We start from the raw sequence: 26,769 nt of genomic DNA on the forward strand, positions 1-26,769 counted from the left end.
CTGCCTCCTTAGAGCCCGTTTGGTGACACCTTGAACTCTGACAGGCTTGCACCCTTGAAGTCCATTACGTGTACCGAGCAAGCCATGCAGGGGTCGAAGGAGTGGATGATGCGGATGACCTCCAGCGGTTTGGTGGGGTCCTCAAGCTTTAAGCCAATCAGCGATGCCTCATAAGGGCCTATCTTGCCGTTGGCATCCTTGGGACCCGCATTCCAGGTGGTGGGCACCACAGCCTGATAGTTTTCGACTTTACCGCCCTTGATGCGGATCCAGTGACTCAGCATACCGCGAGGCGCTTCAATCATGGCGTGACCAACGTACTCTTTGTTGGCATCGATTTCAGGCTTCACATAGGTGGCTTCGTCTGACTGAATGTTGGTCAGCAGAGCATCGAAGGTACGCAGACCTTCATCGGCCACTATCACGGTTTGCAGCATGCGCGCCGCAGTGCGGCCAAGAGTGGTGAACAACGCTTCCACAGGCAGGCCAGTGCGGGCGAGAAGACCGTTAACGGCATCCACGACCACCTTGTTGCCACGGGCGTAACTGACCAGCAGGCTGGAGAGTGGACCCACTTCCACAGGCTCGCCGTTATAGCGTGGCGACTTCACCCAGGAGTACTTGCCGTCACCATCGAGGGTAGGCAGTTTGCCGTACACGGTGTCACGCTCCACAAAGCCCGTATAGTTAGGCACTGTAGTGCCATCATAGGGGTGCTGGGCGTTGTCGGCACTGTACCAGGCGTGGGTGACGTCTTCGGCAATCAAATCCGGGTTGATGTCGCTGACACCGGCCAGGTCACCGTTCATTATCACGCCGCCGTTAAACATGTACTCGCCATCGGCTAGGACGAAGTCATCTGTGGCCAGGAAGTTTTTCACGTTCACGCCGCCAAGCACTGAAGGCTCAGTACCGAAGGCTTCAGCAGCCATGACAATATCGGCCTGATAAGCACGTTTGATAAAGTCGGTCACATAGGCATGTTTTTGCTTCCATTCCTGCAGACGGGCAGGGCTTAACATGTCACGTACTGAGGTCACGCCGCCCACCACCAGAGATTGTGGGTGAGGCTGCTTACCACCAAAGATGGCGAGCATTTCAGCCGCCACGCGCTGCACTTCCAGCGCTTTGAGGTAGTGGGACAGGGCAATCAGGTTTTGCTCGGGGGTAAACTTATAGGTGCCATTGCCCCAGTAGGCATTGGCGAAGGGGCCAAGCTGGCCTTTTTCCACAAAGCCTTTCACCCGCTCCTGCACGGCGCGAAGCTCACCTTCACCGGCCGCGATAGGCTTATCGGTGTACTTGAGCGCCACCTGAGCGGCCTTGGCTGGGTCGGCACTGAGTGCAGACACCACATCCACCCAATCGAGACCATGGAGGTGATAGAAGTGCACTATATGGTCGTGCATATAGAGCGACGTTTGCATCAGTGAACGCAGGTACTTGGCGTTGAGTGGAATTTTTACCCCGAGGGCGTTTTCCACCGCTTCTGTACCACAGCGATAGTGGGAATAGGTACACACACCGCAAATACGCTGCACAATCAGGCCCACGTCCATGGGCGTACGGCCCTTAAGGATAACCTCAATGCCGCGCCACAGGGTGGAAGAGGACCAGGCGTTCTGAATCACATTGTTCTCATCTACCTCGACCTCGACGCGCAAATGGCCCTCGATACGGGTGATGGGATCGATAACAACACGTTGGCTCATGATTTAGTCCTCTTTGGCTTGCGCAAATACACTGGCAACGGCATGGGCGCCGATACCGACAACAGTGGCACCGAGAATGACGGCGCCTATGGTGTCGGCCGTGGCATCAAGCCCGTGCAGCAGTTGCCGGCCAAGTGGCTTCTCAAAGTCGGCCATGTCGTCCCAGAAGTTTGGCTCAGAGCAGCCCATACAGCCGTGGCCCGCGAGTACCGGCCAGCTGGTATGATGATTGAAGCGTTCTGTGGGGCAGTTGTTGTAGGTGTAAGGGCCTTTACAGCCAACCTTGTAGAGGCAGTAGCCTTCTTTGGCGCCGTGATCGCCAAACTCTTCAACAAACTCACCGGCATCAAAGCGGCCACGACGTTCACAGTTATCGTGTACCCGGGCGCCATAGGCCCACTTGGGACGATTAAACATATCCAGTGCCGGCAGCTTGCCGAACATGATGAAATACATCAGGGTGCCAACAATATTTTTCTCACTCGGTGGACAGCCGCCCAGGTTAATCACAGGCTTGCTGACAACTTCGTGTACCCCTTTGGCCCCGGTGGGGTTGGGGTAGGCAGCCTGAACGCCGCCGAAGGAGGCGCAGGTACCCACGGATACAATGGCTGCCGCGCCATCGGCCGCATGCTTGATGATTTCAAGCCCGGTGTGACCTTTACAACCCACGGTCAGGAAAGCACCGTTATTGGCGGTGGGGACGGCGCCTTCCACTGCCAGCAGATAATTGCCTTTGTAGGTTTCCAGGGCGTGTTCGAGGTTTTCCTCGGCTTGCCAACCGGCAGCGGCCATCAGAGTCTCGTGGTATTCGAGGCTGATATGGTCGAAGATTAGGGAGTCGAGATTTGGCGTGTCGGCGCGTACCAGCGACTCAGAGCAGCCGGTACATTCGGCCATGTGCAGCCAAATCAGTGGCACGCGGTCTGCCAGTTCGGCCGCTTCGGCCACCAGGGTAGAGAAGGGCAACGGCAGCGCCAGCATGGCGGTAACCGAGGCGCTCCACTTCATAAAATCACGACGGGTAATGCCATGTTGAGCCATCTTGTCAAAGATGGTCTCCTCATGGCGCCTTGGCAGGGAACGCAGCGTTTCAAGTCGCTGCTTTCCTTGCTCGTAGAGGGCTGCATGTGTATCCATGGTGACGACCTTTTTTTGTTTTTAAGTTGTAAACATGCTTTTGGCATGCACGACATTTCAGGAAAAGTGTAGGAAGGGGGCTTCGTCATCATATTGATACACGTCAAGCTTTTACCTAACGTGTGCTGATACAGAGCTTTGACATCTTGGTAACATGAGGTGTGTCATGCTTTTGATTTTTGAGTGAGTCAAAATGTCGCACTTTGGCGGCATTTTGCCGCGCCATATCTCGGGATTTCGTGAGCAACCGGGGGGCTTCCCGGATGCTCACGAAATCCTTAAGCTAATGAAAACACAATAACCTACCCTCGTAGTCTACAGTAGAGCCGCTTATGAACCTTGTTATGCCTGCCAACCGATTGCCAACGACGCTGAGTCTATTTCTCTGTGCCGCCCTGTTATTTCTTGGCTTGCCGTTCAGCAGCTATGCCACGCCGAGTCTTGAACACAGTATTGTGGATGAGAGTGGCACGGCATTTAGCCTGAGTGACTATCGCGGCAAGGTCGTGTATGTGGATTTTTGGGCGTCCTGGTGTGGGCCATGCCGAAAGTCCTTCCCCTGGATGAATGAGATGCACCGCCGCTATCAGGAAAAGGGGCTTGCGGTGATAGCCATCAACCTGGATACCGACAGTCAGGATGCCAAACCGTTTCTGGATGACCTTAAACCTCAGTTCATCATTGGCTATGACAGCCAAGGCGAGGTAGCAAGGCGCTTTGACTTGCTGGGGATGCCTTCGAGTTTTGTATTTGACCGTTCGGGTAAACTCGTCGCGACCCACGTGGGCTTTTTCACCGAGAAGGCGGCTGAATATGAAGCCGAACTTGTGACTTTATTGGAGCAGCCAGAATGAAGCGTCAAACCATGGCACGCATGCTTGCTGCCTTAACCCTGATGCTGCTGGCAGGTTGCACGGCGCTGCAGCCATGGGAAAAGGGCGAGTTTGCCCGGGAAGATATGCAGCTTGGCGCCGAGGCATTGGATTTGTCGTTGGATGACCATGTGTATTTCAGTAAAGAAGGTGCCAGCGGTGGCAGGAGCTTTGGCGGAGGCGGCTGCGGATGCAATTAGTGTCGACATCGCCAGATGACGGGTGTGTGGCTGAGCCAGCAGGGCAAACGCGTCTTTGCCAATCCGGTATTGCGGCGGCGGTCTGCCTCTCAAGCCTTGCCATGATAGGCTTTGATGCGGCTGCCACCGAAACGCCAGCGATTAACTCGGCTGAAGCGGTAAAGCAGGCGTCTCATAGCGAAGATGACAGTCTGCTCACCCGGTTAATCGACGGCTGGGAAATCGATGCGGCGCTGTTGTGGTACCGCGAAGATGCCCGGGTGCAGGCCATAGAGGGGGTGGTGTCCGGCGTGAAGGCACTCTCCGACAGCGAATCGATTAACGCCAAAATTGTGCTCGACAGTTTATCAGGTGCTTCTGCGTCAGGCGCAGTCGCGCAGCAGTGGGCTCAAACCTTTACAAGGCCTTCCGGCAAGGGCGAATATCAGGTAGCAGCAGGCGAAACCCCGCTGGATGACACCTTTCAGGATACCCGGCTATCTCTCTCCGGTGGCTGGCAGAAGACGCTGGATAGCGCCACTAAGGTTAATGCCGCCGTCTATGGCTCCAAAGAGTTCGACTATTTATCACTTGGTATAAATGGCGGCATAGATTGGGGCTTTTTTAAGGACAACACTACCTTAAGCCTCTCCGGCGCGCTTGGTTACGACTTGTTTGATGCCGTCGGCGGCAGGCCTGTGCCCTTAAGTACGATGGCCATCCGTAAAGACTTTGCCAATGACGAGGCTTTCTGGCAGGCATTTGATTTAAGCCGTCAGCAGGGCGTGGGCGATAAGCGTATTGCTGAAATGATGCTTGGTGTGACCCAAATACTGACCAAATCCACCTTGGTGCAATTTAACTATGGCCTTGGTTATTCCAGTGGCTATTTGAATGACCCCTATAAGCTGGTGTCTGTGTTGGATACCGACGGCAACGCCAGCCATTACCTCTATGAATCCCGGCCTGACAGCCGATTAAAGCAAAGCGCATTTGTGCTCGGTAAAACAGCATTCAAGCGCGGCGTGGCAGAGTACTCTTACCGCTATACCCACGATGATTGGGGCCTGGACTCCCACACCGTAGAAGGTCGCTATCGCCACTATTTCAGCACCAAAACGGGGCCTTATCTGCAGTTTCATTTGCGGGGCTATCGCCAGCAGGGCGTGGATTTCTTTACGCCTTATCTTTTGCAGGGCGAGGTTGTCTCACCGCATATCAGCGCCGATTACCGCATCGGTGACATGGACACCTGGACGATAGGGCTAAAAACCGGCTGGCGCCTTAAAGATGGCGATGAGATTGCGCTTCGCCTCGAGTATTATCGCCAGCTCCCAAGTGGTGAGGTATCCAGCCTTGAAGGACTGCAGGGGCTTGATGTGTACCCTGAGCTTAATGCCGCCATGTTGCAGCTTAACTACTCGTGGCGTTAAGTATTATGTCGTGGAATTAAGTCTTATGGCAGGCAGCAAAGCGATTACTAGGCGGATACACTTCAGCGCCATGGCGAGTGACTGTGAACTGCTGTTTATCGGCGCCAGTGACGCACAGGCCAACACCTTTGCCGAACTTGCCATCGCCGAAGTGCGGCGCATCGAAGCCAAGTTCAGCCGCTATAGACCCGAGAGCGAGCTTAGTCGCATCAACGGTCTCGCTGGCAGCCACATCCCCATTGATCCCGAGACTGATGGGCTGCTTAAATTCGCTGCCGACTGCTTCAGGCTTTCAGGCGGGCTTTTTGATGTCACCACAGCACCACTGCAACAGCTGTGGCGGTTTGGCTTTAAACATCATGGCCTTAACAATGAGTGTTTCCCGCAAGAGGCGCAGATAAAGGCGGCACTCGACCACATTGGCTTTGAACGGTTGGGGATCGAAAACAATTCCCTCTGGCTTCCCGCTGGCATGAGCCTCGATTTTGGGGGGATTGCCAAAGAGTATGCTGCCGACAGAGCGCTGCTTTTGATAGAACGCCAGGCCCGGGACCGCGGACTTGATGTTGCTGTGCTGGTAAACCTTGGCGGTGATATAGCCGCAAGCCGATACCCCTGGCAGATTGGGGTTGAAGGGGTCCATGCCAAATGTGACTCTGATCTGCTCAAGGCAGAAGCTTCGGGTCTTATCGCGTTCCCCGGTGGCGGCCTTGCAACCAGCGGTGATACCAAGCGCTTTGTGCTGGTGGACGGTAAGCGTGTTGGCCATATCCTGTCACCCAAAACCGGTTATCCGGTGCCGGATTCGCCGCGTTCTGTCACGGTACTGGCGCCCAGTGCGTCGGCCGCGGGAATGTTGTCTACCATGGCCATGCTAAAGGGCGAGGGTGCTGAGGATTTTTTAAGGGGCGAAGGCCTTGTTTATCTGGTGCAGCGCTGAGTGTGATTGTTGGGGAGCAGGAAACATAAATAGAAAAGCCGCCCATAAGGCGGCTTTATCATTTTTTCGCTAATTGCTTGTACGCTATTAGAAGTTAGCGCTGCGTGGTGCACGTGGGAATGGGATCACATCACGGATGTTACCCACACCGGTCACGTAAGAGACCAGACGCTCGAAGCCCAGACCGAAACCGGCATGTGGCACTGTGCCATAACGGCGCAGATCACGGTACCACCAGTAGTCTTCTTTCGACAGGTTCATCTCTTCGAGGCGGGCATCCAGTACGTCCAGTCGCTCTTCACGCTGGGAGCCACCGATGATTTCACCGATGCCGGGTGCCAGTACATCCATGGCCGCGACTGTCTTGCCATCTTCGTTGAGGCGCATGTAGAAGGCTTTGATGTCTTTTGGATAGTTCTTCACTACCACAGGGGCTTTGAAGTGCTCTTCGGCCAGATAACGCTCGTGCTCAGACTGCAGATCGATACCCCACTCAACGGGATATTCGAAGGTCTTACCGCAGTTTTGCAGGATTTCAACGGCGTCGGTGTAATCAACCTGGGCAAAGTCGCTGCTCACAAAACTTTGCAGACGATCGATAACACTGCCATCTACACGCTCGGCGAAGAACTTCATATCGTCCATGCGCTCTTGCAGTACGGCATTGAAGCAGTACTTGAGCATGGATTCCGCCAGACCGGCGATATCGTTCAGATCGGCAAAGGCCACTTCCGGCTCCACCATCCAGAATTCCGCCAGGTGACGGCTGGTGTTGGAGTTTTCGGCGCGGAAGGTTGGGCCGAAGGTGTAGATTTTTGACAGGGCACAGGCGTAAGTTTCGCCGTTCAGCTGACCCGATACGGTCAGGAAGGCTTCTTTACCGAAAAAGTCCTGGTCGTAATCTACTTTGCCAGCGTCGGTACGTGGCAGGTTTTCCATGTCCAGAGTGGAGACGCGGAACATCTCACCGGCGCCTTCACAGTCGGAGGCGGTGATGATGGGAGTGGATACCCAAATAAAACCATTCTCGTGGTAGAAGCGGTGAATGGCCTGAGACAGACAGTTACGCACACGGGCCACGGCACCAATGATGTTGGTACGTGGACGCAGGTGAGCCACGTCGCGCAGGTGCTCGATTGAGTGGCGCTTGGCAGCCATGGGGTAAGTGTCCGGATCGTCTACCCAGCCGGTCACTTTCACGGCAGTGGCCTGAAGTTCGAATGCCTGGCCTGAGCCGGGAGACTCCACCAGATTACCGGTCATTTCCACAGAGCAGCCAGCGGTCAGCTTCAGCACTTCGTCATTATAATTGGACAGAGCATTGGGCACTACGCCCTGAATGGCATCGAAACAGGAGCCGTCATAGACGGCGAGGAAGGAGATCCCTGCCTTGGAATCCCGACGGGTACGAACCCAACCGCGTACCGTGATCTCGGTACCGGGGGCGAAATCACCCTTAAATACGGATGCGATAGATGCAATGCTCATTGCTGCGCTTATCTCCAACGAAACATGTAATATAAAATCAAAAAGGAGGTTTATATTACCTTTCCGGTGGCTTTTCTCAAGCTGAAAAAGGTATGCTGCGGAATATATTCACAATCTTGTGGAGCCGGGTTGCACAAATGGAGGTGAGCCATGAGTAAACTGCGTATTTTCCAGTTACTGCTGGCGGGTTTGTCCATTTTGGGATGGGCGCTGGCGATATGGGCTTTGATGCTGTTTCACGAAGCAAGACCTGATCGTGCTGTAGGTTATTTCCTGTCAAAAGGTGCAACCGTAAGGTTATTCTGGGAGCCGTCGCTCACCCTGCGTCTGGAGCAGGTCATCTGGATAGTGTGCGGTGTGAGTCTGGTGAGCCTGCTGTTTAATGTCTATGTTGCGCAGCACAGCCGCATGGGTTACTGGTTTAATATTCCTTTGTTGTTACTCTCTTCATTGGCCGCAGGCCTTTATATGAGTTTTTGGGTGTAGTGCATTTTCGGCGCATACATCCGAGTGCTCACGCTCCACTGACTCAGTCCAATCGCGTTTTATTCCCGCAGGATGTTAAATGGCGCCACCGTCTTTCAGGTGACGGCAGAGTAAATCTATCATTGCTGCAGTGGCGCCCCAAATAAGGCGTCCTTCCCAGGGGATAAATACCACATGGTAGCTATGTCCCTGGCGCTGAAATTGCCTAATGTGTCTGTGTTTGTCCTGCATAAAAAAGTGCAGTGGCACCCGAAAACACTCAGCGACTTCACCGGGATCGATTTTTATCTCAAATGGGTCTTTCACAAGTGCCAGCACCGGGGTGATTTCAAAGCCGGTGAAGGTTCTGTGGGTGGGGAACTGGCCCAAGAGCTCTAAATTCTCACTTCGCAGGCCGATTTCTTCTTCGGCTTCCCTGAACGCCGTATGTGTGGGGCTAAGATCGCTTGGCTCTACTTTTCCGCCGGGAAAACTCACCTGACCGGGATGGGCTTTAAGGTGGGTGGGGCGGGTGGTGAGTATGAGCTGAAGTTCACCGTTCAGCTCTTCAAGCGCCATCAGTACTGCCGCTTCTCTTACCCTGGATTTCAGCGGGGCCGACACTATGGCATGACGAAGTGGCTGCAATGAAAAGTGCAACCTGAGTTTGTCAACACTAATGGCATCGGCGCCGTTAAAGGGCATAAACAATTATTCCTGTTCCAGTATCGGTAGAATACGGCTGATCTTGTCGAAGGTTTCCTGATACTCGCTGTCGGCAATTGAGTCGGCCACCACGCCCCCACCGGCCCAGCAGTACAGTTTGCCATCGACAGCCGCCAGGGTGCGTATGGTGATGCTGGTATCCATATTACCGTGCTGGCTGATATAACCGATGGAGCCACAGTAAATGCTGCGCCGGGATGGCTCAAGCTCTTCAATAATTTCCATGGCGCGGATTTTGGGGGCGCCGGTAATAGAGCCGCCCGGGAAGGCTGCTCTCAATAAATCAAAGGCATCTTTGTTTTCGGCAAGTTGCGCGGTTACTGTACTGACCAAATGATGCACGGCAGGGAAGCTTTCCACTTCAAAAAGCTTGGGCACCCGAACACTCCCCGGGCTTGCTACCCGGCCAATATCATTTCGCAGCAGATCCACAATCATCAGGTTTTCGGCCCTGTCTTTGGGCGAGGCTTTCAGCAAAATGGCATTGGTTTTATCGGCGTCCGGGTCGGGCAATCTTGGCAAGGTGCCCTTGATAGGCTTGGTTTCCACCTGTCTGCCGTCAAGTTTGATAAACCGTTCCGGCGAGATGGACAAAATGGCGCCTTCTTCAAGCCGGACAAAGGCAGAGAAGGGCGCCACATTGGCAGAACGCAGTTTGAGGTAGGCCTGCCACTCGCTTCCCTGATAATCAGCGCTGAACCTTTGGGTCAGGTTTATCTGATAGCAGTCACCACTCGCCAAATAAGATTGCACCTGATTGAATTTTTGCTGGTACTGGTCTCGGGTGATTTGGGGGGTAAACTCCGTCAGCAGCGAGAAGCTGGTGTTAGACTCCGCCCCGGCTTGGGCAAAGTCGCGCTGCTGCTCAAGCCATGCCAGTGTCTCGTTTAATGCGTCATCACCGAGATAATGTACCAGTTGCCATGAATCAGATTGATAGCTTCGCATAAGCGCCCAGTCGTAAAAGCCAATACAGGCTAATGGCAGATTAATATCGTCCAGAGCCGTACTGGGTAGTCGCTCAATGCGCCTGCCTAAATCATAGTTAAAACTGCCTAATGCGCCACCGGCGAAGGGGAGTGATGTATTTTTTTGAACGCTGAATAGTGCATGCTGGACCGATTGCAACTGTGAAAAAGGGCACTCAGAGGTGTCCAGTCTCAGTGTGTTGCCTGCATAGGTGAGTTCGGAGTGGCTCTCGTACACTTTTAACGTAGCGACAGGGGCTGCCACCAAAATGTCCCAGTGGGCGTCCATGTGCGGTGCATCGGCCGAGTCAAGCAGCATTGACCATGGCTGACTGGCCAATGGGGTAAAAATGTCGCTGGTGGATGCGGTCCAATCGAGGGTTTTTACGGCGAGCTGTGCATGATTTATACGAGTGGGCAGGGGTGGAAACATCGATTAACCTTATTCAACTTGTGATGTAGCCCAAAGATTTGCAACAGAGTATCATATTGGCCGAAAAAGGATTAACCAAAACAACAGGCCTCGTCCCACGGGCGCTGGGTCTTCCCTATAAATAGAGCTGTCAACAAAGCTGAGAGAGTCGGAGCATAACGTGTCAGAGAATCACTCGCCGGTCGTGATCAAGCAGGCCGATTTTATTGAAAGTGTTGCGGATGCACTGCAATACATCTCCTACTACCACCCTAAAGATTTTATCGATGCCATGGCTGAGGCCTACGAGCGTGAACAGAGCGCCGCCGCCAAAGACGCTATCGCTCAAATTCTGATTAACTCCCGCATGTCGGCCGAGGGCAAGCGTCCTCTGTGCCAGGACACCGGCATCGTGACCTGCTTTGTGAAAGTGGGCATGGGTGTACAGTGGGACAAAACCGACATGACAGTGCAGCAGATGGTGGATGAAGGCGTTCGCCGCGCTTACACCAACCCGGATAACCCGCTGCGCGCCTCCATCGTTGCCGACCCTGCGGGCGCCCGTAAAAACACCAAGGACAACACGCCTTCCGTGGTGCATATCGACATGGTGCCAGGTAACCATGTGGAAGTGGCCATTGCGGCCAAGGGCGGCGGCAGCGAGAACAAATCCAAGATGGTGATGCTGAACCCATCCGACGATATCGCCGCCTGGGTTGAAAAGACGCTGCCAACCATGGGCGCTGGCTGGTGTCCTCCCGGTATGCTGGGCATAGGTATTGGTGGTACCGCCGAGAAAGCCGCCGTGATGGCTAAAGAAGCCCTGATGGAAAGCATTGATATCCATGAGCTTATGGCCAAAGGCGCTGAAACTGCAGAAGAAAAACTGCGTCTGGATATTTTTGAGCGTGCCAACGGTCTGGGGATTGGTGCCCAGGGCCTTGGCGGTTTGACCACAGTACTGGATGTGAAAATCAAATCCGCGCCTACCCACGCCGCCTCCAAGCCAGTAGTGATGATCCCCAACTGCGCCGCGACCCGTCACGTGCACTTCCACCTGGATGGTACAGGTCCTGCCGACCTGTCTCCGCCAAGCCTCAGTGACTGGCCGGAAATTACCTGGGAAGTGGGTGAGAGCGTGCGCCGCGTCAACCTGGACACAGTGACTCAGGCTGACATCGAAACCTGGAAGAGCGGCGATACCCTGCTGCTGTCCGGTAAGATGCTCACCGGCCGTGACGCAGCCCACAAGCGTATTCAAACCCTGATTGAATCAGGCGAAGGCCTGCCGGAAGGTGTGGATTTCACCGGCAAGTTCATCTACTACGTGGGCCCGGTTGATCCGGTAGGCGATGAAGTGGTGGGTCCTGCGGGCCCAACCACGGCAACCCGCATGGATAAATTTACCGATCTGATGTTGGATAAGACCGGCCTGATGGGCATGATTGGTAAGGCCGAACGGGGTCCTGCCACCGTAGAGTCTATCAAGCAGCACAAGGCGGTTTACCTGATGGCCGTTGGCGGCGCAGCCTACCTGGTGTCCAAAGCCATTAAACACGCCCGTGTGGTGGCCTTTGAAGATTTGGGTATGGAAGCCATCTACGAGTTTGACGTGCAGGATATGCCTGTGACCGTGGCAGTGGACACTCAGGGTGTAAACGCCCACGAGACAGGTCCGGCCATCTGGAAAGTGAACATCCAGAACGCCAAGGCGTAATAGCGTTGAATTTTGATACAAATCCATAATTGAAAAGGGCCCAGACACACTTGTCCGGGCCCTTGTCTTTGGATTAAGGTGTCTTTTTTGCCGGGATGGCACTTTCTCTGTCCGGTTCGCCGGAAACCATAAACCATAACAAACAATAAACAGCATTGCGGACAACATCCATGAAGAAATTAAGCGCTATTGCACTGTCGCTGGCTCTGGCCGGTGTATCCGGTGCCGCGTTCGCCTCGGGCGCCGAGCCGTTTTCGGTTCAGCATCTGGTGAATCTCAATAAAATGCATTCAGAAACCCTGTCACCCGATGGCAGCAAACTGGTGTATGGCCTCAAAGAAATCAATGAGGATGGCAGCAGCGAGTCCAACCTGTTCCTGTTGGATTTGACCAATCCCAAGGCAGCACCCCTGCAACTGACCAGCGCCAAGGGCACTGAGCATGATGTGGTATTTGCCGCCGATGGCAAGTCTATCCTGTTTCTGGCAAGCCGCGATGGCACCAGTCAGCTGTACCGTCTGCCGCTAGACGGTGGCGAAGCCGTAAAAGTATCTGATTTGCCACTGGATATTAATGGCATCAAGCTGTCGCCAGACGGCAACAAGCTGGCCATGACCTTAAGGGTGTTTCCTGAGTGTGACACTCTGGAGTGTTCAAAAGACAAGTTTGACGCCGAGGCCAAGCGTAAGAGTAATGGCCGCGAATACAGCCAGCTGATGGTCCGACACTGGGATACCTGGCATGACCATGCCCGTAACCACCTGTTTGTGGCCGACATCAACGGCAATACTCTGGGTACGCCGGTGAATGTGACCCAAGGGCTGGATACCGAAGTGCCGCCCAAGCCATTTTCCGGCATGGAAGAAGTCGCCTTTACCGCCGATAGCCAGCATCTGGTATACAGCGCCAAGGCACCGTCCAAAGATCAGGCGTGGACCACCAATTACGATTTATGGAAAGTGAGCGTAAAGGGCGGCAAGACAGAAAACCTGACCGCCAACAACATCGCCTGGGATGCCCAGCCTGTCTTCAGCAGTGATGGTGCCTACATGGCTTATCTCGCCATGAAGCGACCCGGTTTTGAAGCCGATCGCTACGCCATCATGCTGCGGGATCTGAAAACCGGTCAGGAAAAGGAAGTCGCGCCTCTGTGGGACAGAAGTCCTTCATCCATTCAGTTTGCCGATGATAACCGCACCCTGTATGTGACTGCACAGGACGTGGGTCAGGTGTCTGTTTTTGAAGTAAACACCCAGTTTGGCGATGTGCGTTCCATCTATAATGATGGCAGCAATAGCCTCGTTGGTATCGCTGGTGACAAGCTGGTGCTTAATCACCGCAGTTTGGTTGAGCCCGGCGATCTCTACACCATCGGCAAAGACGGCGATCGTCTGACCCGCCTGACCGAAGTGAATAAAGACAAGCTGGCCAAAATTAAATTCGGTGAGTTCCAGCAGTTCTCGTTTAAGGGCTGGAACAACGAAACCGTACACGGTTACTGGATAAAGCCTGCCAACTACAAAGAAGGCAAAAAGTACCCAGTGGCCTATCTGGTGCACGGCGGTCCTCAGGGATCGTTCGGTAACAGTTTCAGCCACCGCTGGAATGCCCAGCTGTGGGCCGGTGCCGGTTACGGTGTGGTGATGGTGGACTTCCATGGCTCTACCGGTTATGGCCAGGCCTTTACCGATTCCATTTCCCAGGATTGGGGTGGCAAGCCGCTGGAAGATTTGCAAAAAGGCCTCGCAGCCGTTGGCAGTCAGCAGAAGTGGCTGGATGTAAACAACGCCTGTGCCCTCGGCGGCTCGTATGGCGGCTACATGATGAACTGGATCCAGGGTAACTGGAACGACGGCTTCAAGTGTCTGGTGAACCACGCGGGTCTGTTTGACATGCGCTCTATGTACCATGTGACTGAAGAGCTGTGGTTCCCGGAGTACGAGTTTGGTGGCACCTACCAGAAGAACCGCGATCTGTACGAGAAATTCAACCCGGTCAACTATGTTGAAAACTGGAAAACCCCTATGTTGGTTATCCACGGTGAGAAGGACTTCCGCGTACCCTACGATCAGGGTCTGGCAGCGTTCAGCTACATGCAGCGCAACGATATTCCATCAGAGCTGCTGATTTTCCCTGAGGAGAATCACTGGATCCTGAATCCTGACAACCTGCAGCAGTGGTATGCCAAGGTGCTGGGCTGGATGGACCGTTGGACCGCTAAATAATCCAAACCCCTTGTAATACAAATAAAAGCCGGGCAATCACCCGGCTTTTATTTTAAGAAAACTTCAGTATAGTGTCGCTTTTCTTCTTTTAAATGGATTTAGCGAGGAGCGCCATTATGGCCATGAAGACCATCAACTATCAGGACGCCAGAGCCTTAATGCAACCCGGAGACGTCATTGCCTTTGGTGGCCGGGCACCTTTCTCTATGTTGACCAAATTTATGACCCGCTCCAACGTGTCCCACGTCGGGGTCATTTTACAAACCCGGGTGGTAGAAGATGATTCCGGGCGTTTCTTCAATCAAATCATAGAATCTACCGAGCTGAACGGATTTACCGGGGTACAAATCAATCGTTTCAGCGACCGTTTGAATTACGAAGGGGATATTTGGTGGCTGCCATTGTGTCCCGAACTCAGAGCGTCCCGTTTCAATCAAAACCGCTTTTATGACTTTCTGTTTAATCAGGCAAAGGTACGTAAGCAGTTCGATTTGTCTCAGGCACTGATGTCGGCTTTCGACATTTTTGACAGCATTAAGGGCCCGGGCTTCAACGAGCGTGACTACAGTCGTTTCTTTTGCTCTGAACTGGTGGCCGCAGCATTCGAAGAGGCGGGGCTTTCCGGTACCGTGAATGCCAGTGAAGTGACACCCATTGATTTGTGCCGCTGGCGAATTTACACCGACCACTATTATCTGCTGAAGGGCGACGGTGAACCTGAGATTTCCCGCTTTAACAGCAGTTGTCCCTCTGAGTGGAACTGTGCTTAGCTGACAAAGGGTTAGCCAAACAGGGGCGCAGGATTGATCATGAAATCCTGCGTCGAATCGCTTATTCCAAAAAGTTATAAATATATAATTACAAAGTCTTCGCCGTAATAGGGTAAGCTCAACATTGTTTGTGCTTTTTTTTGCCGTTCTGATATCTTTCGCGCTTAGCGGGCAACGATATTTTTGACATTAATTTTGGCATAAATTACATCGTCGCCTAAGCTATAAACACTCTTGTTTTCAACACTTTTCGGGTCATTCTCCCTATGGTTCGTTCTCCTCGCACCGCCAGTATCAAACCCAAGGCCGTGGCAGCCTTGCTGCTTGGCATGTCTGCTCTTTCCCCCATGCATCTCTTCGGCGCTGAGCCAGAGCAGGTGCAAACGGTAAAGCCTGCCGTTAAAGCGGAAATGCCGCCAAAGCCAACCAAGCCAACTCAGGTGCGTTTTGCCAAAACCGGTAATTTTGATGCGGATACCGTTGTGCGCATCGCAAGACAGCTTGCAGCCAAACCCTATGTGGCTTTGAGCGATCCGCTCCCGCCTGGACTGGCTAACATCAGCTATGATGAGTACCGCGATATTCGCTTCAAGCCAGAGCAGGCCATTTGGAAGCAGGACGGGTTGCCCTATCAGATGCAACTCTTCCACCGTGGGTTCTATTTTCAGGATTTGATTGAAATCGCCATCGTCGAAGGCAAAAAGTCGACTCACCTGTCTTATGACCCGTCACTCTTCAGTGCCGGTGAAGTCATTCGTGAAAAGCTGCCCAATGAAGACATTGGTTACAGTGGTTTGCGGGTACATTATCCGCTGAACAGCAGCGAGTATTTTGATGAGCTCTTTGTGTTCCAGGGCGCCAGTTACTTCCGCGCCCTCGGTAAAGGCAATGCCTACGGCCTGTCTGCCCGTGGCCTTGCCATTAAAACCGCCGATCCGGCCGGTGAAGAATTCCCGGTCTTTCGCGCGTTTTGGATAGAAAAGCCCAATAACGAAACTAACCTCATTGTGGTTCATGCGCTGCTGGATAGCCCCAGCGTGGCCGGTGCATATCGTTTCTCCATCCGTCCCGGTGACAACACCCGTATGGATGTGGAAGCCGTGCTCTTCCCACGGGTAGAGCTTGCCAAAGTGGGTTTGGCCCCGAGCACCAGCATGTACATGCATTCTCCCAATGGCCGCCATCTCACAGACGATTTTCGCCCAGCGGTGCATGACTCAGACGGCCTGTTGATGATCAACGGCCGGGGTGAGCGTTTGTGGCGTCCGCTGGCAAATCCAAAGGATCTGCAGGTAAGTGCCTTTATGGATAACTCCCCACAGGGCTTTGGTTTGCTGCAGCGTGAGCGCAACTATGTGAACTACCAGGATCTGGAAGCCAACTATGAGCGTCGTCCAAGCCTTTGGGTTGAGCCCGTGGGTAACTGGGGTGCCGGTGCCGTGGTTCTGACTGAAATCCCGACTCAGTCTGAAATTCACGACAACATTGTGGCCTTCTGGAAGCCTCGTCAGCCACTTGCGGCCGGCAGCGAGTACCGCTTTGCTTACCATCTGTCCTGGGGTGCCAATCCTGTGCCAGTGGATAACAGCATTATCGTAAGCCGCAGTGCCAGTGGCCGTGCCGACATTGCCAAGCCAACGCCAAAACGCCTGTTCGTGGTGGATTATGAGGTGAAAGGCGAGAAGCCCGCCAAGTTGCCCACGCCCAAGGTGGAAACCTCCGCAGGCGTTGTCAGCAATGTGGTTATCCGCGAAAACCCCAAATCAAAAGGCTATCGTTTGTCGTTTGAGTTTGACCCGGGTGAAACCAAACTGGCTGAGTTTCGTGCCGAGCTTAAGTTTGACGAACCCCGCAGCGTAGAAACCTGGCTGTACCGTTGGACGCTCTGAGACAGGTATGACACACAAGTTGCTTGAAACTCCGTCTCCGGCCCTGGCCGGAGACACTGCCATGCCGCCGGAGCGTCCGGCGGATATGCCCACCCAGTCGCTTAAATCCCTGAGCGAAGGCTTTCCCCGCACACCCGTATCACCTTCCGGTGTTAAGTCCAGCGCTCTGAAGCGCTGGTCTGTGGTGGGCTCAGCACTCCTGTTGTCTGCATTTGCTATTTATGAAATGCGCGGGGTGTTTATGCTCGGAGGCCTGACGCCATTGGAATACCTGGTGTTGGTACTCTTTGCCATCAACTTCTGTTGGATTGCCCTGGCATTTTGCGCAGGGATTGCCGGGATGATTTCTATCATTCGTGGTAAAAAGTCCGCAGTCGAAGAGGTGGAGCTCAATACCCGCACCGCGATCCTGATGCCCACCTACAACGAATCCCCAGACCGGGTATTCGCCGCAGTGGAAACCATGGCACTGGCACTTGCAGATACGCCGGATGGTCATGCCTTTGATTGGTTTATTCTCAGTGACACCACAGATCCTGAGGTGGCATTGGCCGAAGAGCACGCCTTTTGGCTGCTTCGTGAAGCCACCGCAGGTAAGGCGCGGGTGTATTATCGTCGTCGCCGTAAAAACGTTGCCCGCAAGGCCGGTAACGTGGCGGACTTCTGTCGGCGCTGGGGCAGCAGTTACGACCATTTGTTGGTGTTGGATGCCGACAGTGTGATGGAAACCTCCACCATAGTGTCGCTGGCAAGACGGATGCAGGCCGATCCGGATGCAGGTCTGATCCAGACCATTCCTGCACTTATCAAGGGCACAACCCTGATGGCGCGGGTACAGCAGTTTGCGGCCCGTTTTTATGGCCCAGTGATCGGCACTGGCTTGGCGTGGTGGGTACAAAAAGAAGGTAACTTCTGGGGGCACAACGCCATTATCCGCACCGAAGCCTTTATGAAGGCTGCCGGTTTGCCCCATTTGTCCGGTAAGCCTCCCTTCGGCGGCCATATACTGAGCCATGACTTTGTGGAAGCCGCGCTTATCCGCCGCGCCGGGTGGAGCGTGAAAATTGCTGCCGATCTCTATGGCTCCTACGAGGAGTGCCCGCCGTCGATTATTGACATGGCAGTGCGCGACCGTCGCTGGTGTCAGGGCAACCTGCAGCATACCCGTGTCCTGCCCGCAAAAGGCCTGCATTGGGTCAGCCGCATGCACCTGGTCACGGGGATCATGTCTTATCTGTCATCGCCATTCTGGCTGATGCTGATCCTCTCGGGTTTGTTGCTGGCGCTGCAGGCGCACTACATACGCCCTGAGTACTTCTCGGATCAGTTCTCGCTGTATCCCACTTGGCCAGTGATGGACTCCGACAGGGCATTGCGCCTCTTCTACATCACTATGGGTGTACTCTTTGGTCCTAAAATCTTCGGGTTGTTGCTGTTGGTGTTTGACAACAAAACCTGTAAGGCATTGGGCGGCAGACTGCGCATCGCGCTGAGCACCATTACCGAAGTCATACTCTCGGCCATGATTGCGCCCATTATGATGTTTATTCATTGTGGCGCCGTGCTCTCCATCCTCTTTGGCCGCGACAGTGGTTGGTCGCCCCAGCGCCGCGACGATGGCAGTCTTCCCTGGAAAGACCTGATCTATCGCCACCGCTGGCACATGATTGCAGGATTGCTGCTGGGTTATGCCGCGGTACTCGACTCATTAACCTTGCTGGCGTGGATGTCACCGGCCCTGGTAGGACTCTGGCTTGCCGTCCCCTTATCTGCCGTCACGGCATCTGGCCCCATCGGGCAATGGTTCAAGGACAGAAAAATTCTGGCCACCCCGGAAGAGGTGAATGAACCTGCCATAGTGGCAGCAGCAACAGCGCGGCGTGAATACTATGCCGAAGCCCTGGGTGAAAGCTGGAATGTGCCTATGCTGCTGGCGAATCCCGATATGATGGCGCTGCACATGAGCATTATGGATAAGTTGCCCACCCATGTGCCCGGTAGCCCCATTGAGCCCCTTGAGGCGATTGCACGGGTTAAGGTGCACGAAGCCCAGTGTCAAACGAGTTTGCTGGCGCTCTTAAGCCGTCAGGAGCTTGGCTATGTGCTGGGTAATCCCTTGCTGATGAAACACATGCAGCACTTGCCAGAAGCTTATGCCGATGACGATCTCGTGACTATCTGCTGATCCAGAAATGGTCGAATGAAAAAGCCCGGCGGTTGCCGGGCTTTTTTGTGTTAAGGGGCGGTGTCACCCTTTATGCATCAGAGACTGTCCTGATAGGCACGTCCATGGAAGCTATCGATAAGCAGCTGTTTCAGCTCGCTAATCAGTGGGTAGCGCGGGTTGGCGCCGGTGCACTGATCGTCAAAGGCATCTTCGGCCAACTCATCAAGCTTGGCCATAAAGTCGGCTTCATTTACCCCTGCGTCCTTGATAGACACCGGAATACCGATGGCGGCTTTAAGCTCCTCAATCTTGGCGATAAGCGCCTCTACCTTGGCTTCATCATTGTTGCCGGCAAGGCCTAAGTGGCTGGCAATGGCGGCATAACGGCACAGGGCCTTGGGTCTGTCGTACTGGCTGAACGCCGCCTGTTTGGTGGGCAGGTCAGTGGCATTGAAGCGAATGACGTTGCTGATAAGGAGCGCATTGGCAAGGCCATGGGGCAGGTGAAACTCAGCGCCCAATTTGTGAGCCATTGAGTGGCAAATGCCTAAGAAGGCGTTGGCAAAAGCGATACCGGCAATGGTGGCGCCATTGTGCACTTTTTCCCGTGCCAGCGGCGCCTGCGCGCCCCTGGCGTAGCTGTCTGGCAGATACTTAAACAGTAAATCCAGTGCCTGCAGTGCCTGGCCGTCGCTGTATTCGTTGGCCATCACGCTGACATAGGCTTCCAGTGCGTGGGTAATGGCATCGATACCGCCGAAAGCGGTGAGCGACTTGGGCATATCCATTACCAGATTGGGGTCGACAATGGCCATGTTGGGGGTCAGTTCATAGTCGGCAATGGGGTATTTGGCACCGGTTTGCTCGTCGGTCACCACCGCAAAAGGCGTGACTTCAGAGCCAGTACCTGAGGTGGTGGGAATGGCCACCATCATTGCCTTGGCACCAAGTTTGGGGAACTTGTAGATACGCTTACGGATATCCATAAAGCGCAGCGCCAGGTCGGCAAAGTCCACATCGGGATGCTCGTACATTACCCAAATGATCTTGGCCGCATCCATGGGCGAACCACCACCCAGAGCCACTATCACATCAGGTTGGAAGCTGGTTGCCACTTTGGCTCCGGCGCGAACCACCGCTAAGGTTGGGTCGGCTTCCACTTCGTAAAAGACCTCGGTTTCCAGGCCCTGTGACTTCAGAATTCGGATGGTTTCATCGCAATAGCCGTTGTTGAACAGAAACTTGTCGGTCACGATAAGCGCACGCTTCTTGCCACTCAGCTCTTCGAGGGCAATCGGCAGGCTGCCACGGCGGAAGTAGATGGACGAAGGAAGCTTGTGCCACAGCATATTTTCGGCCCTCTTGGCGACGGTTTTCTTGTTGATAAGATGGCTTGGACCTACGTTTTCAGAAATCGAGTTACCGCCCCAGGAGCCGCAGCCCAGAGTCAATGAAGGCGCCAGCTTGAAGTTGTATAAATCGCCTATGCCGCCCTGAGAGGCCGGGGTGTTAATCAGAATACGGGCGGTCTTCATCCGGTAGCCGAAGGATTTGACCCGCTCGTCCTGGGTATCCTGATCGGTATACAGGCCTGAGGTGTGACCAATACCGCCAAGAGCAACCAGGGCTTCGGCCTTGTCCAGCGCCTCTTCAAAGTTGGCGGCGCGGTACATGCCAAGCAGCGGTGAGAGTTTCTCGTGGGCGAAGGCCTCTTTCTCATCGATGTCGGTGACTTCACCAATCAGCACCTTGGTGTGGGCAGGCACCTTGATATTGGCCATGGCGGCAATGGTGGCGGCGCTTTGACCCACGATATCGGCATTGAGGCCACCGTCTTTGAGGATGACTTTTTGCAGCGCGGCGTTTTCTTTCTTGCTGAGCAGATAGCCGCCGTGGCTCGAGAAGCGCTCTTTTACCGCATCGTAAACCGCATCCACCACCACAACCGCTTGCTCGGAGGCACACACCACGCCGTTATCGAAGGTCTTGGACATCAAAATTGAGCTTACAGCACGTTTGATGTCAGCGGTCTCATCAATCACGATGGGGGTGTTGCCGGCGCCAACGCCAATCGCGGGTTTGCCGGAGGAGTAGGCCGCTTTCACCATGCCGGGGCCGCCGGTGGCGAGAATAAGGTTAATCTTCTCGTGGGTCATCAACTGGTTGGACAGCGCCACCGAAGGCTCATCAATCCAGCCAATAATGTCTTTCGGGGCACCTGCTGCAATGGCTGCATCCAGTACGATGCGGGCGGCAGTGGTAGTTGAAACCTTGGCCCTTGGGTGAGGCGAGAAGATAATGCCGTTGCGGGTCTTTAAGCTTATCAGCGCTTTAAAGATAGCGGTGGAGGTCGGGTTGGTGGTGGGCACAATGCCGCAGATGATCCCAACCGGCTCGGCGATGGTGATAGTGCCGAAGGTGGCGTCTTCGGCCAGAATGCCGCAGGTCTTTTCGTCTTTGTATTTGTTGTAAATGTACTCGGAGGCGAAATGGTTTTTAATGACCTTATCTTCAACAACCCCCATGCGGGTTTCTTCAGCGGCCATTTTGGCCAGACGAATGCGTGCATCAGCAGCGGCGAGGGCGGCGGCGCGGAAAATCCTGTCCACTTGCTCTTGGCTGTAAGAAGCAAATTGGGCCTGTGCCTTGGCGACGCGCGCGACCAGTTCGTTGAGTTCCTGAGTGTTGGTGACTGTCATAATGAAGTTCCCGTAAAAAGAATGTTTAGCAAAAACTGAATTTAGCTAAAGATTCTTGCCTGTGACTGAAAATTACACCTATATAGGTATGGCGACCGTGATCTGTGACGCAAAGCTGGGTGGTTCTGAAATAAAACAACAGAAATAGCTACACTTTGATGACAATTTGCACGAATTGAATTTCAGCGATATTCATAAGGGATTTTTATGCGAACTTGTGACAATACGCAGAAAATCTCATTTTTCGGTATTTGCGGGTTAGGGTAGAGTAATCAACTGCTTCAATATGGCGTTAATTATCAGCTTATGGCCTTACTGGCCGCGGAGAACCCTGGGTGGACGTAACGGTTTATATAAAATTTTTTCTGGGATTGGTGGCTATCATCAACCCCATAGGTCTGCTGCCGGTGTTTGTGAGCCTCACAAGCCATCAGACTGAGGCCGAACGTAACCACACGGGTAAAATCGCCAATCTGGCGGTTGTGATAATTCTGTTGGTGACCATAGTAGCGGGTCAGCACATCCTTAATATGTTCTCTATCTCGCTGTCGGCGTTTCGCATTGCCGGTGGCACCCTGATTGCCATCATCGCGCTGTCGATGCTCCAGGGTAAGCTGGGTGAGGTGAAACGTAACCAGGAAGAAGACAGAGAGTCGTCCGCGATGGAATCGGTGGCCGTGGTGCCGCTGGCGCTGCCCTTGATGGCAGGCCCTGGCGCCATCAGCTCGGTGATAGTGTTTGCCGCAGAGCACAACAGTCTGATTGATTTGGCTGGCATGTTTGTCACCGTACTTATTTTTGGTGCGCTGAGCTTCGGGCTGTTTCGGATGGCATCTGCCATCTACCGGGTTTTGGGTAAAACCGGCATTAACGTTATCACCCGTCTGATGGGGCTCTTGATGCTTTCTATCGGTATTGAGGTGATGGCGGCAGGTTTCAAGGGATTGTTTCCCAACTTATTAGGTTAATAAACAACCCGATCACCAAAATAGTGGTTAGTCAGAACTCTGTAGTGAAAAGCCCCGCATCAAGTGCGGGGCTTTTTTGTGGGTTGGGTTAAATCTTTTCAATATCTGGAAGATTAAAAATCCTGACCCAGATCGCTCAGGCCGCCAAGGCGGGGGCTGAAAAGTTGATGGTGCATACGAATGGCAAATTCATCGGTCATTCCTGATATATAATCGGCAATTACCCGCATGGCATTCTCACCATTGTCGGACGCTTCGCGCCAGCGCCCCTGGGTATTGAGTGGCAGTAGCCGCTCTGGATCCGACGCAAAGGCTTCAAACAGTTGCATCACCATTTGCTGCCCCTTGTACTCGAGCATTTGTACTTCGGGTTTTCTCACCACATAACGCCACACAAAACGCTTGAGTGCATTCAGCGCCAGAGCAAACTCCTCTTCCAGTACTGCATTGTGGCGCAGCAGCGGCTCGTCAAAGCGCTCATCCTCCACCATGGCAATGGCAGTGACAAATCCGTTTACCAGGGTGCCGATGGCATCTTTACGAAGATGATGCTCAGGGGCGAATAGGTGTGCATCTATGGCGCCAAGTTCGCCCTTTATCCAGCTGTCACCGCTCTCTTTAAGCAGTGGCGCAACACCATCGAGCCACTGCTCCCGGCTGACAATGCCCATCACTATGGCATCTTCCAGATCGTGCACCGCATAGGCGATATCGTCGGCGAGCTCCATGATGGTGGCATCCAGCGACTTGAAAAGTGTGCGGCCGTGGCGACGACCTTCTGCCGGTGTAAATTGGCTGAACAGCGCCCTGTCTGACCGAGACAGTGGCGAAAGTACCCAATTGAGCATATCGGCATCTTCGCCGAATACGGCTTTTATGGGCGGCCAGTCGGCGGGGCGCAGCTGCCGATAATGGGCAACTTCAACATGGGGCGCGCTGGATTTAAGTTCGGCGGCAAGTTGTGGGTACTTCAAAATGCCAAGCAGAGTGCGCCGGCACAGATTCATCCCAAAGCCGGGCGTGTAGGGTTCAAGCTTGGTGAGGATACGAAAAGTCTGACCATTACCTTCAAAGCCGCCGTGGTCGCGCATCATGTAATTGAGCGCGACCTCTCCGCCGTGGCCGAAGGGCGGATGACCTATATCGTGGGCAAGACACAGGGATTCAATCAGGCTCATGGAGTCAATCAGCGACTCTTTATCCGGATGTTTGCGCTTAAGCTGGGCGGCAATGCCGGTGCCGATTTGCGACACTTCCAACGAGTGGGTGAGGCGGGTGCGGTAAAAGTCGTTCATCCCTACGCCAAGTACCTGGGTCTTGGCCTGCAAACGCCGGAAGGCGGCACTGTGCAGCACTCGGGCACGGTCACGCTGAAATGGACTTCTATGGTCGTTGCGTCTGTGTTTTTCTTCGCCGTGGCGGCGCTCATGCCATGGATTGTACATCTAGGCTCCTCAGAGCATACGGTTTATCTCGTCCAGATCCAGTTTGAAGCTGGGCACATAACAATCGATAAAATACTTCACCGCTGGATTGGGATTGGCCTGGAGCATGGCTTCCAATCTTGTGCGGGCGGTGTTGAACTCGCGGTTCCCCGCTTTGAGCTCCTCCAGGCACTTAAGATACGCACACAGCGTATCAGCCGATTTTACCAGCTGCTTTATTTCTTCATCCGCGTCATCGGCAATCAGCAATGGGCGATAGTCTTCTTTAAACTCTTGTGGAACCATTTCGAGTAGCCTTTCCTCGGCAATGGCTTCGATTTTTTTGTATTCGAACTCAATGTCTTTATTGAAGTACTTCACAGGAGTAGGTAAATCGCCCGTCAGCACCTCTGAGGCATCGTGAAAAATAGCCAGAGTGGCGGCCTTGTAGGCATCCACCTGCATACCAAACTGCCGATTGGCAATGACCGCCAGGCCGTGGGCCACCATGGCCACCTGCAAGGAGTGTTCTTGCACATTTTCGGAGCGAACATTAAACATAAGTGGCCAGCGCTGAATAAGCTTGAGACGGGCAAGATGGGCAAAAAGGTGACTCATAATGGTTTCCCTGCTGTGCAAAAGGTGGCGCACAGTATGCGCGAAATGAACTGGGATAAGCTCACTTTACAGCAACTTAATGAAGAATGTCACATGAACAAGCGAACTGCATAAACACAGACGCCGACATGGCTGTCGGCGTCTGTTTTCTGTCTCAGGCGTAATAGGATGCGGCTGGGTTACTGGCGATAGTTTTCCAAAAACTCACCAAAGGCGCCCAGCGCCTTTTCCAGATCTTCCTTGTGGGGTAAAAATACCACCCGCAAATGATCCGGCTCCGGCCAGTTAAAGGCACTGCCCTGGACCAGCAGAATTTTCTTTTCCTTTAACAAATCCAGCACCAATCGCTCGTCGTCACGCAGGTTAAATCGCTTGGGATCCAATTTGGGGAAGGCATACAGCGCACCCTTGGGCTTTTTACAGCTGACCCCGGGGATCGCATTGAGGTACTCGTAGCAGGTGTCGCGCTGCACACTTAACCGGCCTTTAGGCAAAATTAGCTCGTTAATACTCTGGTAGCCACCGAGCGCAGTTTGCACCGCATGTTGGTTGGGCACGTTTGCACACAGCCGCATGGAGGCCAGCATATCCAGACCTTCGATATAGCTTTTGGCGGCTTTAAGGTTGCCTGAGAGCATCATCCAACCGACACGGAATCCGGCTGCGCGATAGGCCTTGGACAGGCCATTAAAGGTCACAGTAAGAATGTCATCGGACAGACCGGCAGCCGGGATGTGCACAGCGTCGTCGTAGAGGATTTTATCGTAAATCTCATCGGCAAAGAGGATTAGGGAATGCTGGCGACAAAGCTCAATAATCTCGAGTAAAAGTTCACGGCTGTATACCGCACCGGTTGGATTGTTGGGATTGATTATCACAATCGCCCGAGTGCGTGGGCTGATTTTGGCTTTGATATCATCGAGACAGGGAAACCAATCGGATTCTTCATCACAGCGATAGTGTACCGCTTTGCCGCCGGCGAGGTTGGCCGCAGCGGTCCAAAGTGGGTAATCGGGGGACGGGATAAGCACTTCATCATCACCGTTTAGAAGCCCCTGCAATGCCATCACAATCAATTCAGAGACACCGTTACCTATATACACATCTTCAATATCAACGCCAAAAATACCCTGGGACTGATAATGCTGCACTATGGCTTTTCGGGCAGAAAACAGCCCCTTGGACTCACAATAGCCCTGGGCGCTGGGGAGATTCAAAATGACATCACGGACGATTTCTTCCGGTGCTTCGAAACCAAAGGGGGCCGGGTTGCCAATATTCAGTTTGAGGATCCTGTGGCCTTCGTCTTCCAGACGACGGGCTTCCTTGTGCACCGGACCACGAATATCGTAGCAAACGGTGTCTAATTTATTGGACTTAATGATAGGACGCATCCTGTACCTCTGGACCCTATTATGTTGGAAAAATATGGCGTGCTTGCAGAGGCTCACAATAACCAAGTTCAAGACAACATAAAAGAGAATAAACCTCAAAAATATAAAATAAATTCAGTAATAAACACTGAGAAAGTCATTATTAAATTAGTCAAATAAGAATTAAATGCTGTAATGGTGGGTTGTGTGAGTGTTGCATGCCTGCGTAGAGGTATCGCAGCGCAGACACTGCCACAGTGGAGCCATTTGGCAGCACTCCGAAGCTGATCAATCAATCTTTAAGCCAAAATCAAAAAAGCCTGCAAAAAATACGCATGCTTATTCGATAATTCACGGCGAAATTGCGTGGATATCATTTAAATTAACTTACTGATAATTAATTAATAAAATGCAGTAAATAGTGTGTGGTCAAAAAAGAAGCGCTTTGAATGGAATTTCTGGTTGACTGGTCGGACGATGCACATTATTTTCTGCCCGATGTTTTTACCCAGGCACGAACAATAGCGGCAGCTGTAACCTGACCGACTGGCGGTATGCCCATAATAAAGCAGAAAATTCGGTGC

20 protein-coding genes are annotated in these 26,769 nt (G+C 53.4%); 11 read left to right on the forward strand and 9 right to left on the reverse strand.

Going from position 1 to position 26,769, the window contains the following annotated elements:
* Window positions 1–8 precede the first annotated feature (8 nt).
* On the reverse strand, window positions 9–1,712 hold the full coding sequence (hyaB, locus tag SAMA_RS08760; RefSeq protein WP_011759792.1) for a nickel-dependent hydrogenase large subunit: 1,704 nt from the start codon (window positions 1,710–1,712) through the stop codon (window positions 9–11).
* Window positions 1,713–1,715: 3 nt separating this feature from the next.
* Complete coding sequence (gene hyaA, locus SAMA_RS08765) at window positions 1,716–2,852, reverse strand: nickel-dependent hydrogenase small subunit (RefSeq protein ID WP_011759793.1); 1,137 nt, start codon at window positions 2,850–2,852, stop codon at window positions 1,716–1,718.
* 332 nt (window positions 2,853–3,184) lie between these two features.
* On the opposite strand from hyaA, the gene SAMA_RS08770 reads away from it, so the two are divergent.
* From SAMA_RS08770 to SAMA_RS08785, 4 genes are read left to right on the forward strand one after another with little or no spacing between them, the layout of a single operon-like run.
* On the forward strand, window positions 3,185–3,706 hold the full coding sequence (locus SAMA_RS08770; RefSeq protein ID WP_011759794.1) for a TlpA disulfide reductase family protein: 522 nt from the start codon (window positions 3,185–3,187) through the stop codon (window positions 3,704–3,706).
* On the forward strand, window positions 3,703–3,924 hold the full coding sequence (locus tag SAMA_RS08775) for a DUF4266 domain-containing protein (RefSeq protein WP_011759795.1): 222 nt from the start codon (window positions 3,703–3,705) through the stop codon (window positions 3,922–3,924). Before SAMA_RS08770 ends, SAMA_RS08775 begins: the two co-directional genes overlap by 4 nt.
* A 26-nt stretch (window positions 3,925–3,950) precedes the next feature.
* Entirely contained in the window at window positions 3,951–5,336 is a 1,386-nt protein-coding gene (locus SAMA_RS08780; protein WP_232280528.1) for a DUF3570 domain-containing protein, read from the forward strand.
* Between the two features lie 25 nt (window positions 5,337–5,361).
* Window positions 5,362–6,276, forward strand: a complete 915-nt coding sequence (locus tag SAMA_RS08785) for an FAD:protein FMN transferase (RefSeq protein WP_011759797.1) — start codon at window positions 5,362–5,364, stop codon at window positions 6,274–6,276.
* Between the two features lie 87 nt (window positions 6,277–6,363).
* Here SAMA_RS08785 and asnS read toward each other — a convergent pair whose 3' ends face one another.
* The gene (gene asnS / locus SAMA_RS08790; RefSeq protein WP_011759798.1) at window positions 6,364–7,764 is read right to left on the reverse strand and encodes an asparagine--tRNA ligase; all 1,401 of its coding nucleotides are present in this window, start codon (window positions 7,762–7,764) and stop codon (window positions 6,364–6,366) included.
* Between the two features lie 150 nt (window positions 7,765–7,914).
* Between asnS and SAMA_RS08795 the strand changes: the two genes are divergently transcribed.
* A complete protein-coding gene (locus tag SAMA_RS08795) occupies window positions 7,915–8,250 on the forward strand; it encodes a hypothetical protein (RefSeq protein WP_011759799.1) in 336 nt (111 codons plus the stop codon).
* 75 nt (window positions 8,251–8,325) lie between these two features.
* On the opposite strand, the gene SAMA_RS08800 is transcribed toward SAMA_RS08795, so the two are convergent.
* The gene (locus SAMA_RS08800; protein WP_011759800.1) at window positions 8,326–8,934 is read right to left on the reverse strand and encodes an NUDIX hydrolase; all 609 of its coding nucleotides are present in this window, start codon (window positions 8,932–8,934) and stop codon (window positions 8,326–8,328) included.
* Between the two features lie 6 nt (window positions 8,935–8,940).
* Window positions 8,941–10,356, reverse strand: a complete 1,416-nt coding sequence (gene pabB, locus SAMA_RS08805; RefSeq protein ID WP_011759801.1) for an aminodeoxychorismate synthase component I — start codon at window positions 10,354–10,356, stop codon at window positions 8,941–8,943.
* 160 nt (window positions 10,357–10,516) lie between these two features.
* Between pabB and SAMA_RS08810 the strand changes: the two genes are divergently transcribed.
* The 5 genes from SAMA_RS08810 (at window position 10,517) to mdoH (ending at window position 19,121) form a co-directional block, all read left to right on the forward strand.
* Window positions 10,517–12,052, forward strand: coding sequence for a fumarate hydratase (locus SAMA_RS08810; RefSeq protein WP_011759802.1), 1,536 nt, complete (start codon window positions 10,517–10,519; stop codon window positions 12,050–12,052).
* Window positions 12,053–12,222: 170 nt separating this feature from the next.
* Window positions 12,223–14,277, forward strand: a complete 2,055-nt coding sequence (locus SAMA_RS08815) for a dipeptidyl-peptidase 5 (protein ID WP_011759803.1) — start codon at window positions 12,223–12,225, stop codon at window positions 14,275–14,277.
* Between the two features lie 116 nt (window positions 14,278–14,393).
* On the forward strand, window positions 14,394–15,047 hold the full coding sequence (locus SAMA_RS08820) for a hypothetical protein (protein WP_049757874.1): 654 nt from the start codon (window positions 14,394–14,396) through the stop codon (window positions 15,045–15,047).
* A gap of 266 nt (window positions 15,048–15,313) precedes the next feature.
* Complete coding sequence (locus SAMA_RS08825) at window positions 15,314–16,936, forward strand: glucan biosynthesis protein G (RefSeq protein ID WP_011759805.1); 1,623 nt, start codon at window positions 15,314–15,316, stop codon at window positions 16,934–16,936.
* A gap of 7 nt (window positions 16,937–16,943) precedes the next feature.
* Window positions 16,944–19,121 (forward strand): glucans biosynthesis glucosyltransferase MdoH, encoded by a 2,178-nt coding sequence (gene mdoH, locus SAMA_RS08830; protein ID WP_083766406.1) that lies wholly within the window; start codon window positions 16,944–16,946, stop codon window positions 19,119–19,121.
* Between the two features lie 77 nt (window positions 19,122–19,198).
* Here mdoH and adhE read toward each other — a convergent pair whose 3' ends face one another.
* Entirely contained in the window at window positions 19,199–21,802 is a 2,604-nt protein-coding gene (gene adhE / locus SAMA_RS08835; protein ID WP_011759807.1) for a bifunctional acetaldehyde-CoA/alcohol dehydrogenase, read from the reverse strand.
* Between the two features lie 335 nt (window positions 21,803–22,137).
* Here adhE and SAMA_RS08840 point away from each other — a divergent pair, with 335 nt between their 5' ends.
* Window positions 22,138–22,770 carry a YchE family NAAT transporter gene (locus tag SAMA_RS08840; protein WP_011759808.1) on the forward strand — a complete coding sequence of 211 codons (633 nt, stop codon included), beginning with the start codon at window positions 22,138–22,140 and terminating at the stop codon, window positions 22,768–22,770.
* 113 nt (window positions 22,771–22,883) lie between these two features.
* Here the strand turns inward: SAMA_RS08840 and SAMA_RS08845 are convergent, their stop codons facing one another.
* The 3 genes from SAMA_RS08845 to SAMA_RS08855 all read right to left on the reverse strand — a co-directional run bounded on the left by SAMA_RS08845 (window position 22,884) and on the right by SAMA_RS08855 (window position 26,206).
* On the reverse strand, window positions 22,884–24,215 hold the full coding sequence (locus SAMA_RS08845; RefSeq protein WP_011759809.1) for an anti-phage deoxyguanosine triphosphatase: 1,332 nt from the start codon (window positions 24,213–24,215) through the stop codon (window positions 22,884–22,886).
* A gap of 9 nt (window positions 24,216–24,224) precedes the next feature.
* Complete coding sequence (yfbR, locus tag SAMA_RS08850) at window positions 24,225–24,812, reverse strand: 5'-deoxynucleotidase (RefSeq protein WP_011759810.1); 588 nt, start codon at window positions 24,810–24,812, stop codon at window positions 24,225–24,227.
* A 179-nt stretch (window positions 24,813–24,991) separates the two neighbouring features.
* Window positions 24,992–26,206, reverse strand: a complete 1,215-nt coding sequence (locus SAMA_RS08855) for a pyridoxal phosphate-dependent aminotransferase (protein WP_011759811.1) — start codon at window positions 26,204–26,206, stop codon at window positions 24,992–24,994.
* Window positions 26,207–26,769: the final 563 nt, after the last annotated feature.

It is taken from the genome of Shewanella amazonensis SB2B, from assembly GCF_000015245.1.
Classification (GTDB): domain Bacteria; phylum Pseudomonadota; class Gammaproteobacteria; order Enterobacterales; family Shewanellaceae; genus Shewanella; species Shewanella amazonensis.

What these genes read in the sequence shown, in the direction of transcription:
- SAMA_RS08855 (WP_011759811.1), bottom strand. Translation starts at nt 26,206, where the DNA reads ATGCGTCCTATCATTAAGTCCAATAAATTAGACACCGTTTGCTACGAT.
- SAMA_RS08820 (WP_049757874.1), top strand. Translation starts at nt 14,394, where the DNA reads ATGGCCATGAAGACCATCAACTATCAGGACGCCAGAGCCTTAATGCAA.
- SAMA_RS08770 (WP_011759794.1), top strand. Translation starts at nt 3,185, where the DNA reads ATGAACCTTGTTATGCCTGCCAACCGATTGCCAACGACGCTGAGTCTA.
- asnS (WP_011759798.1), bottom strand. Translation starts at nt 7,764, where the DNA reads ATGAGCATTGCATCTATCGCATCCGTATTTAAGGGTGATTTCGCCCCC.
- SAMA_RS08785 (WP_011759797.1), top strand. Translation starts at nt 5,362, where the DNA reads ATGGCAGGCAGCAAAGCGATTACTAGGCGGATACACTTCAGCGCCATG.
- SAMA_RS08775 (WP_011759795.1), top strand. Translation starts at nt 3,703, where the DNA reads ATGAAGCGTCAAACCATGGCACGCATGCTTGCTGCCTTAACCCTGATG.
- yfbR (WP_011759810.1), bottom strand. Translation starts at nt 24,812, where the DNA reads ATGAGTCACCTTTTTGCCCATCTTGCCCGTCTCAAGCTTATTCAGCGC.
- hyaB (WP_011759792.1), bottom strand. Translation starts at nt 1,712, where the DNA reads ATGAGCCAACGTGTTGTTATCGATCCCATCACCCGTATCGAGGGCCAT.
- SAMA_RS08825 (WP_011759805.1), top strand. Translation starts at nt 15,314, where the DNA reads ATGGTTCGTTCTCCTCGCACCGCCAGTATCAAACCCAAGGCCGTGGCA.
- SAMA_RS08815 (WP_011759803.1), top strand. Translation starts at nt 12,223, where the DNA reads ATGAAGAAATTAAGCGCTATTGCACTGTCGCTGGCTCTGGCCGGTGTA.
- mdoH (WP_083766406.1), top strand. Translation starts at nt 16,944, where the DNA reads ATGACACACAAGTTGCTTGAAACTCCGTCTCCGGCCCTGGCCGGAGAC.
- hyaA (WP_011759793.1), bottom strand. Translation starts at nt 2,852, where the DNA reads ATGGATACACATGCAGCCCTCTACGAGCAAGGAAAGCAGCGACTTGAA.
- adhE (WP_011759807.1), bottom strand. Translation starts at nt 21,802, where the DNA reads ATGACAGTCACCAACACTCAGGAACTCAACGAACTGGTCGCGCGCGTC.
- SAMA_RS08800 (WP_011759800.1), bottom strand. Translation starts at nt 8,934, where the DNA reads ATGCCCTTTAACGGCGCCGATGCCATTAGTGTTGACAAACTCAGGTTG.
- pabB (WP_011759801.1), bottom strand. Translation starts at nt 10,356, where the DNA reads ATGTTTCCACCCCTGCCCACTCGTATAAATCATGCACAGCTCGCCGTA.
- SAMA_RS08845 (WP_011759809.1), bottom strand. Translation starts at nt 24,215, where the DNA reads ATGTACAATCCATGGCATGAGCGCCGCCACGGCGAAGAAAAACACAGA.
- SAMA_RS08795 (WP_011759799.1), top strand. Translation starts at nt 7,915, where the DNA reads ATGAGTAAACTGCGTATTTTCCAGTTACTGCTGGCGGGTTTGTCCATT.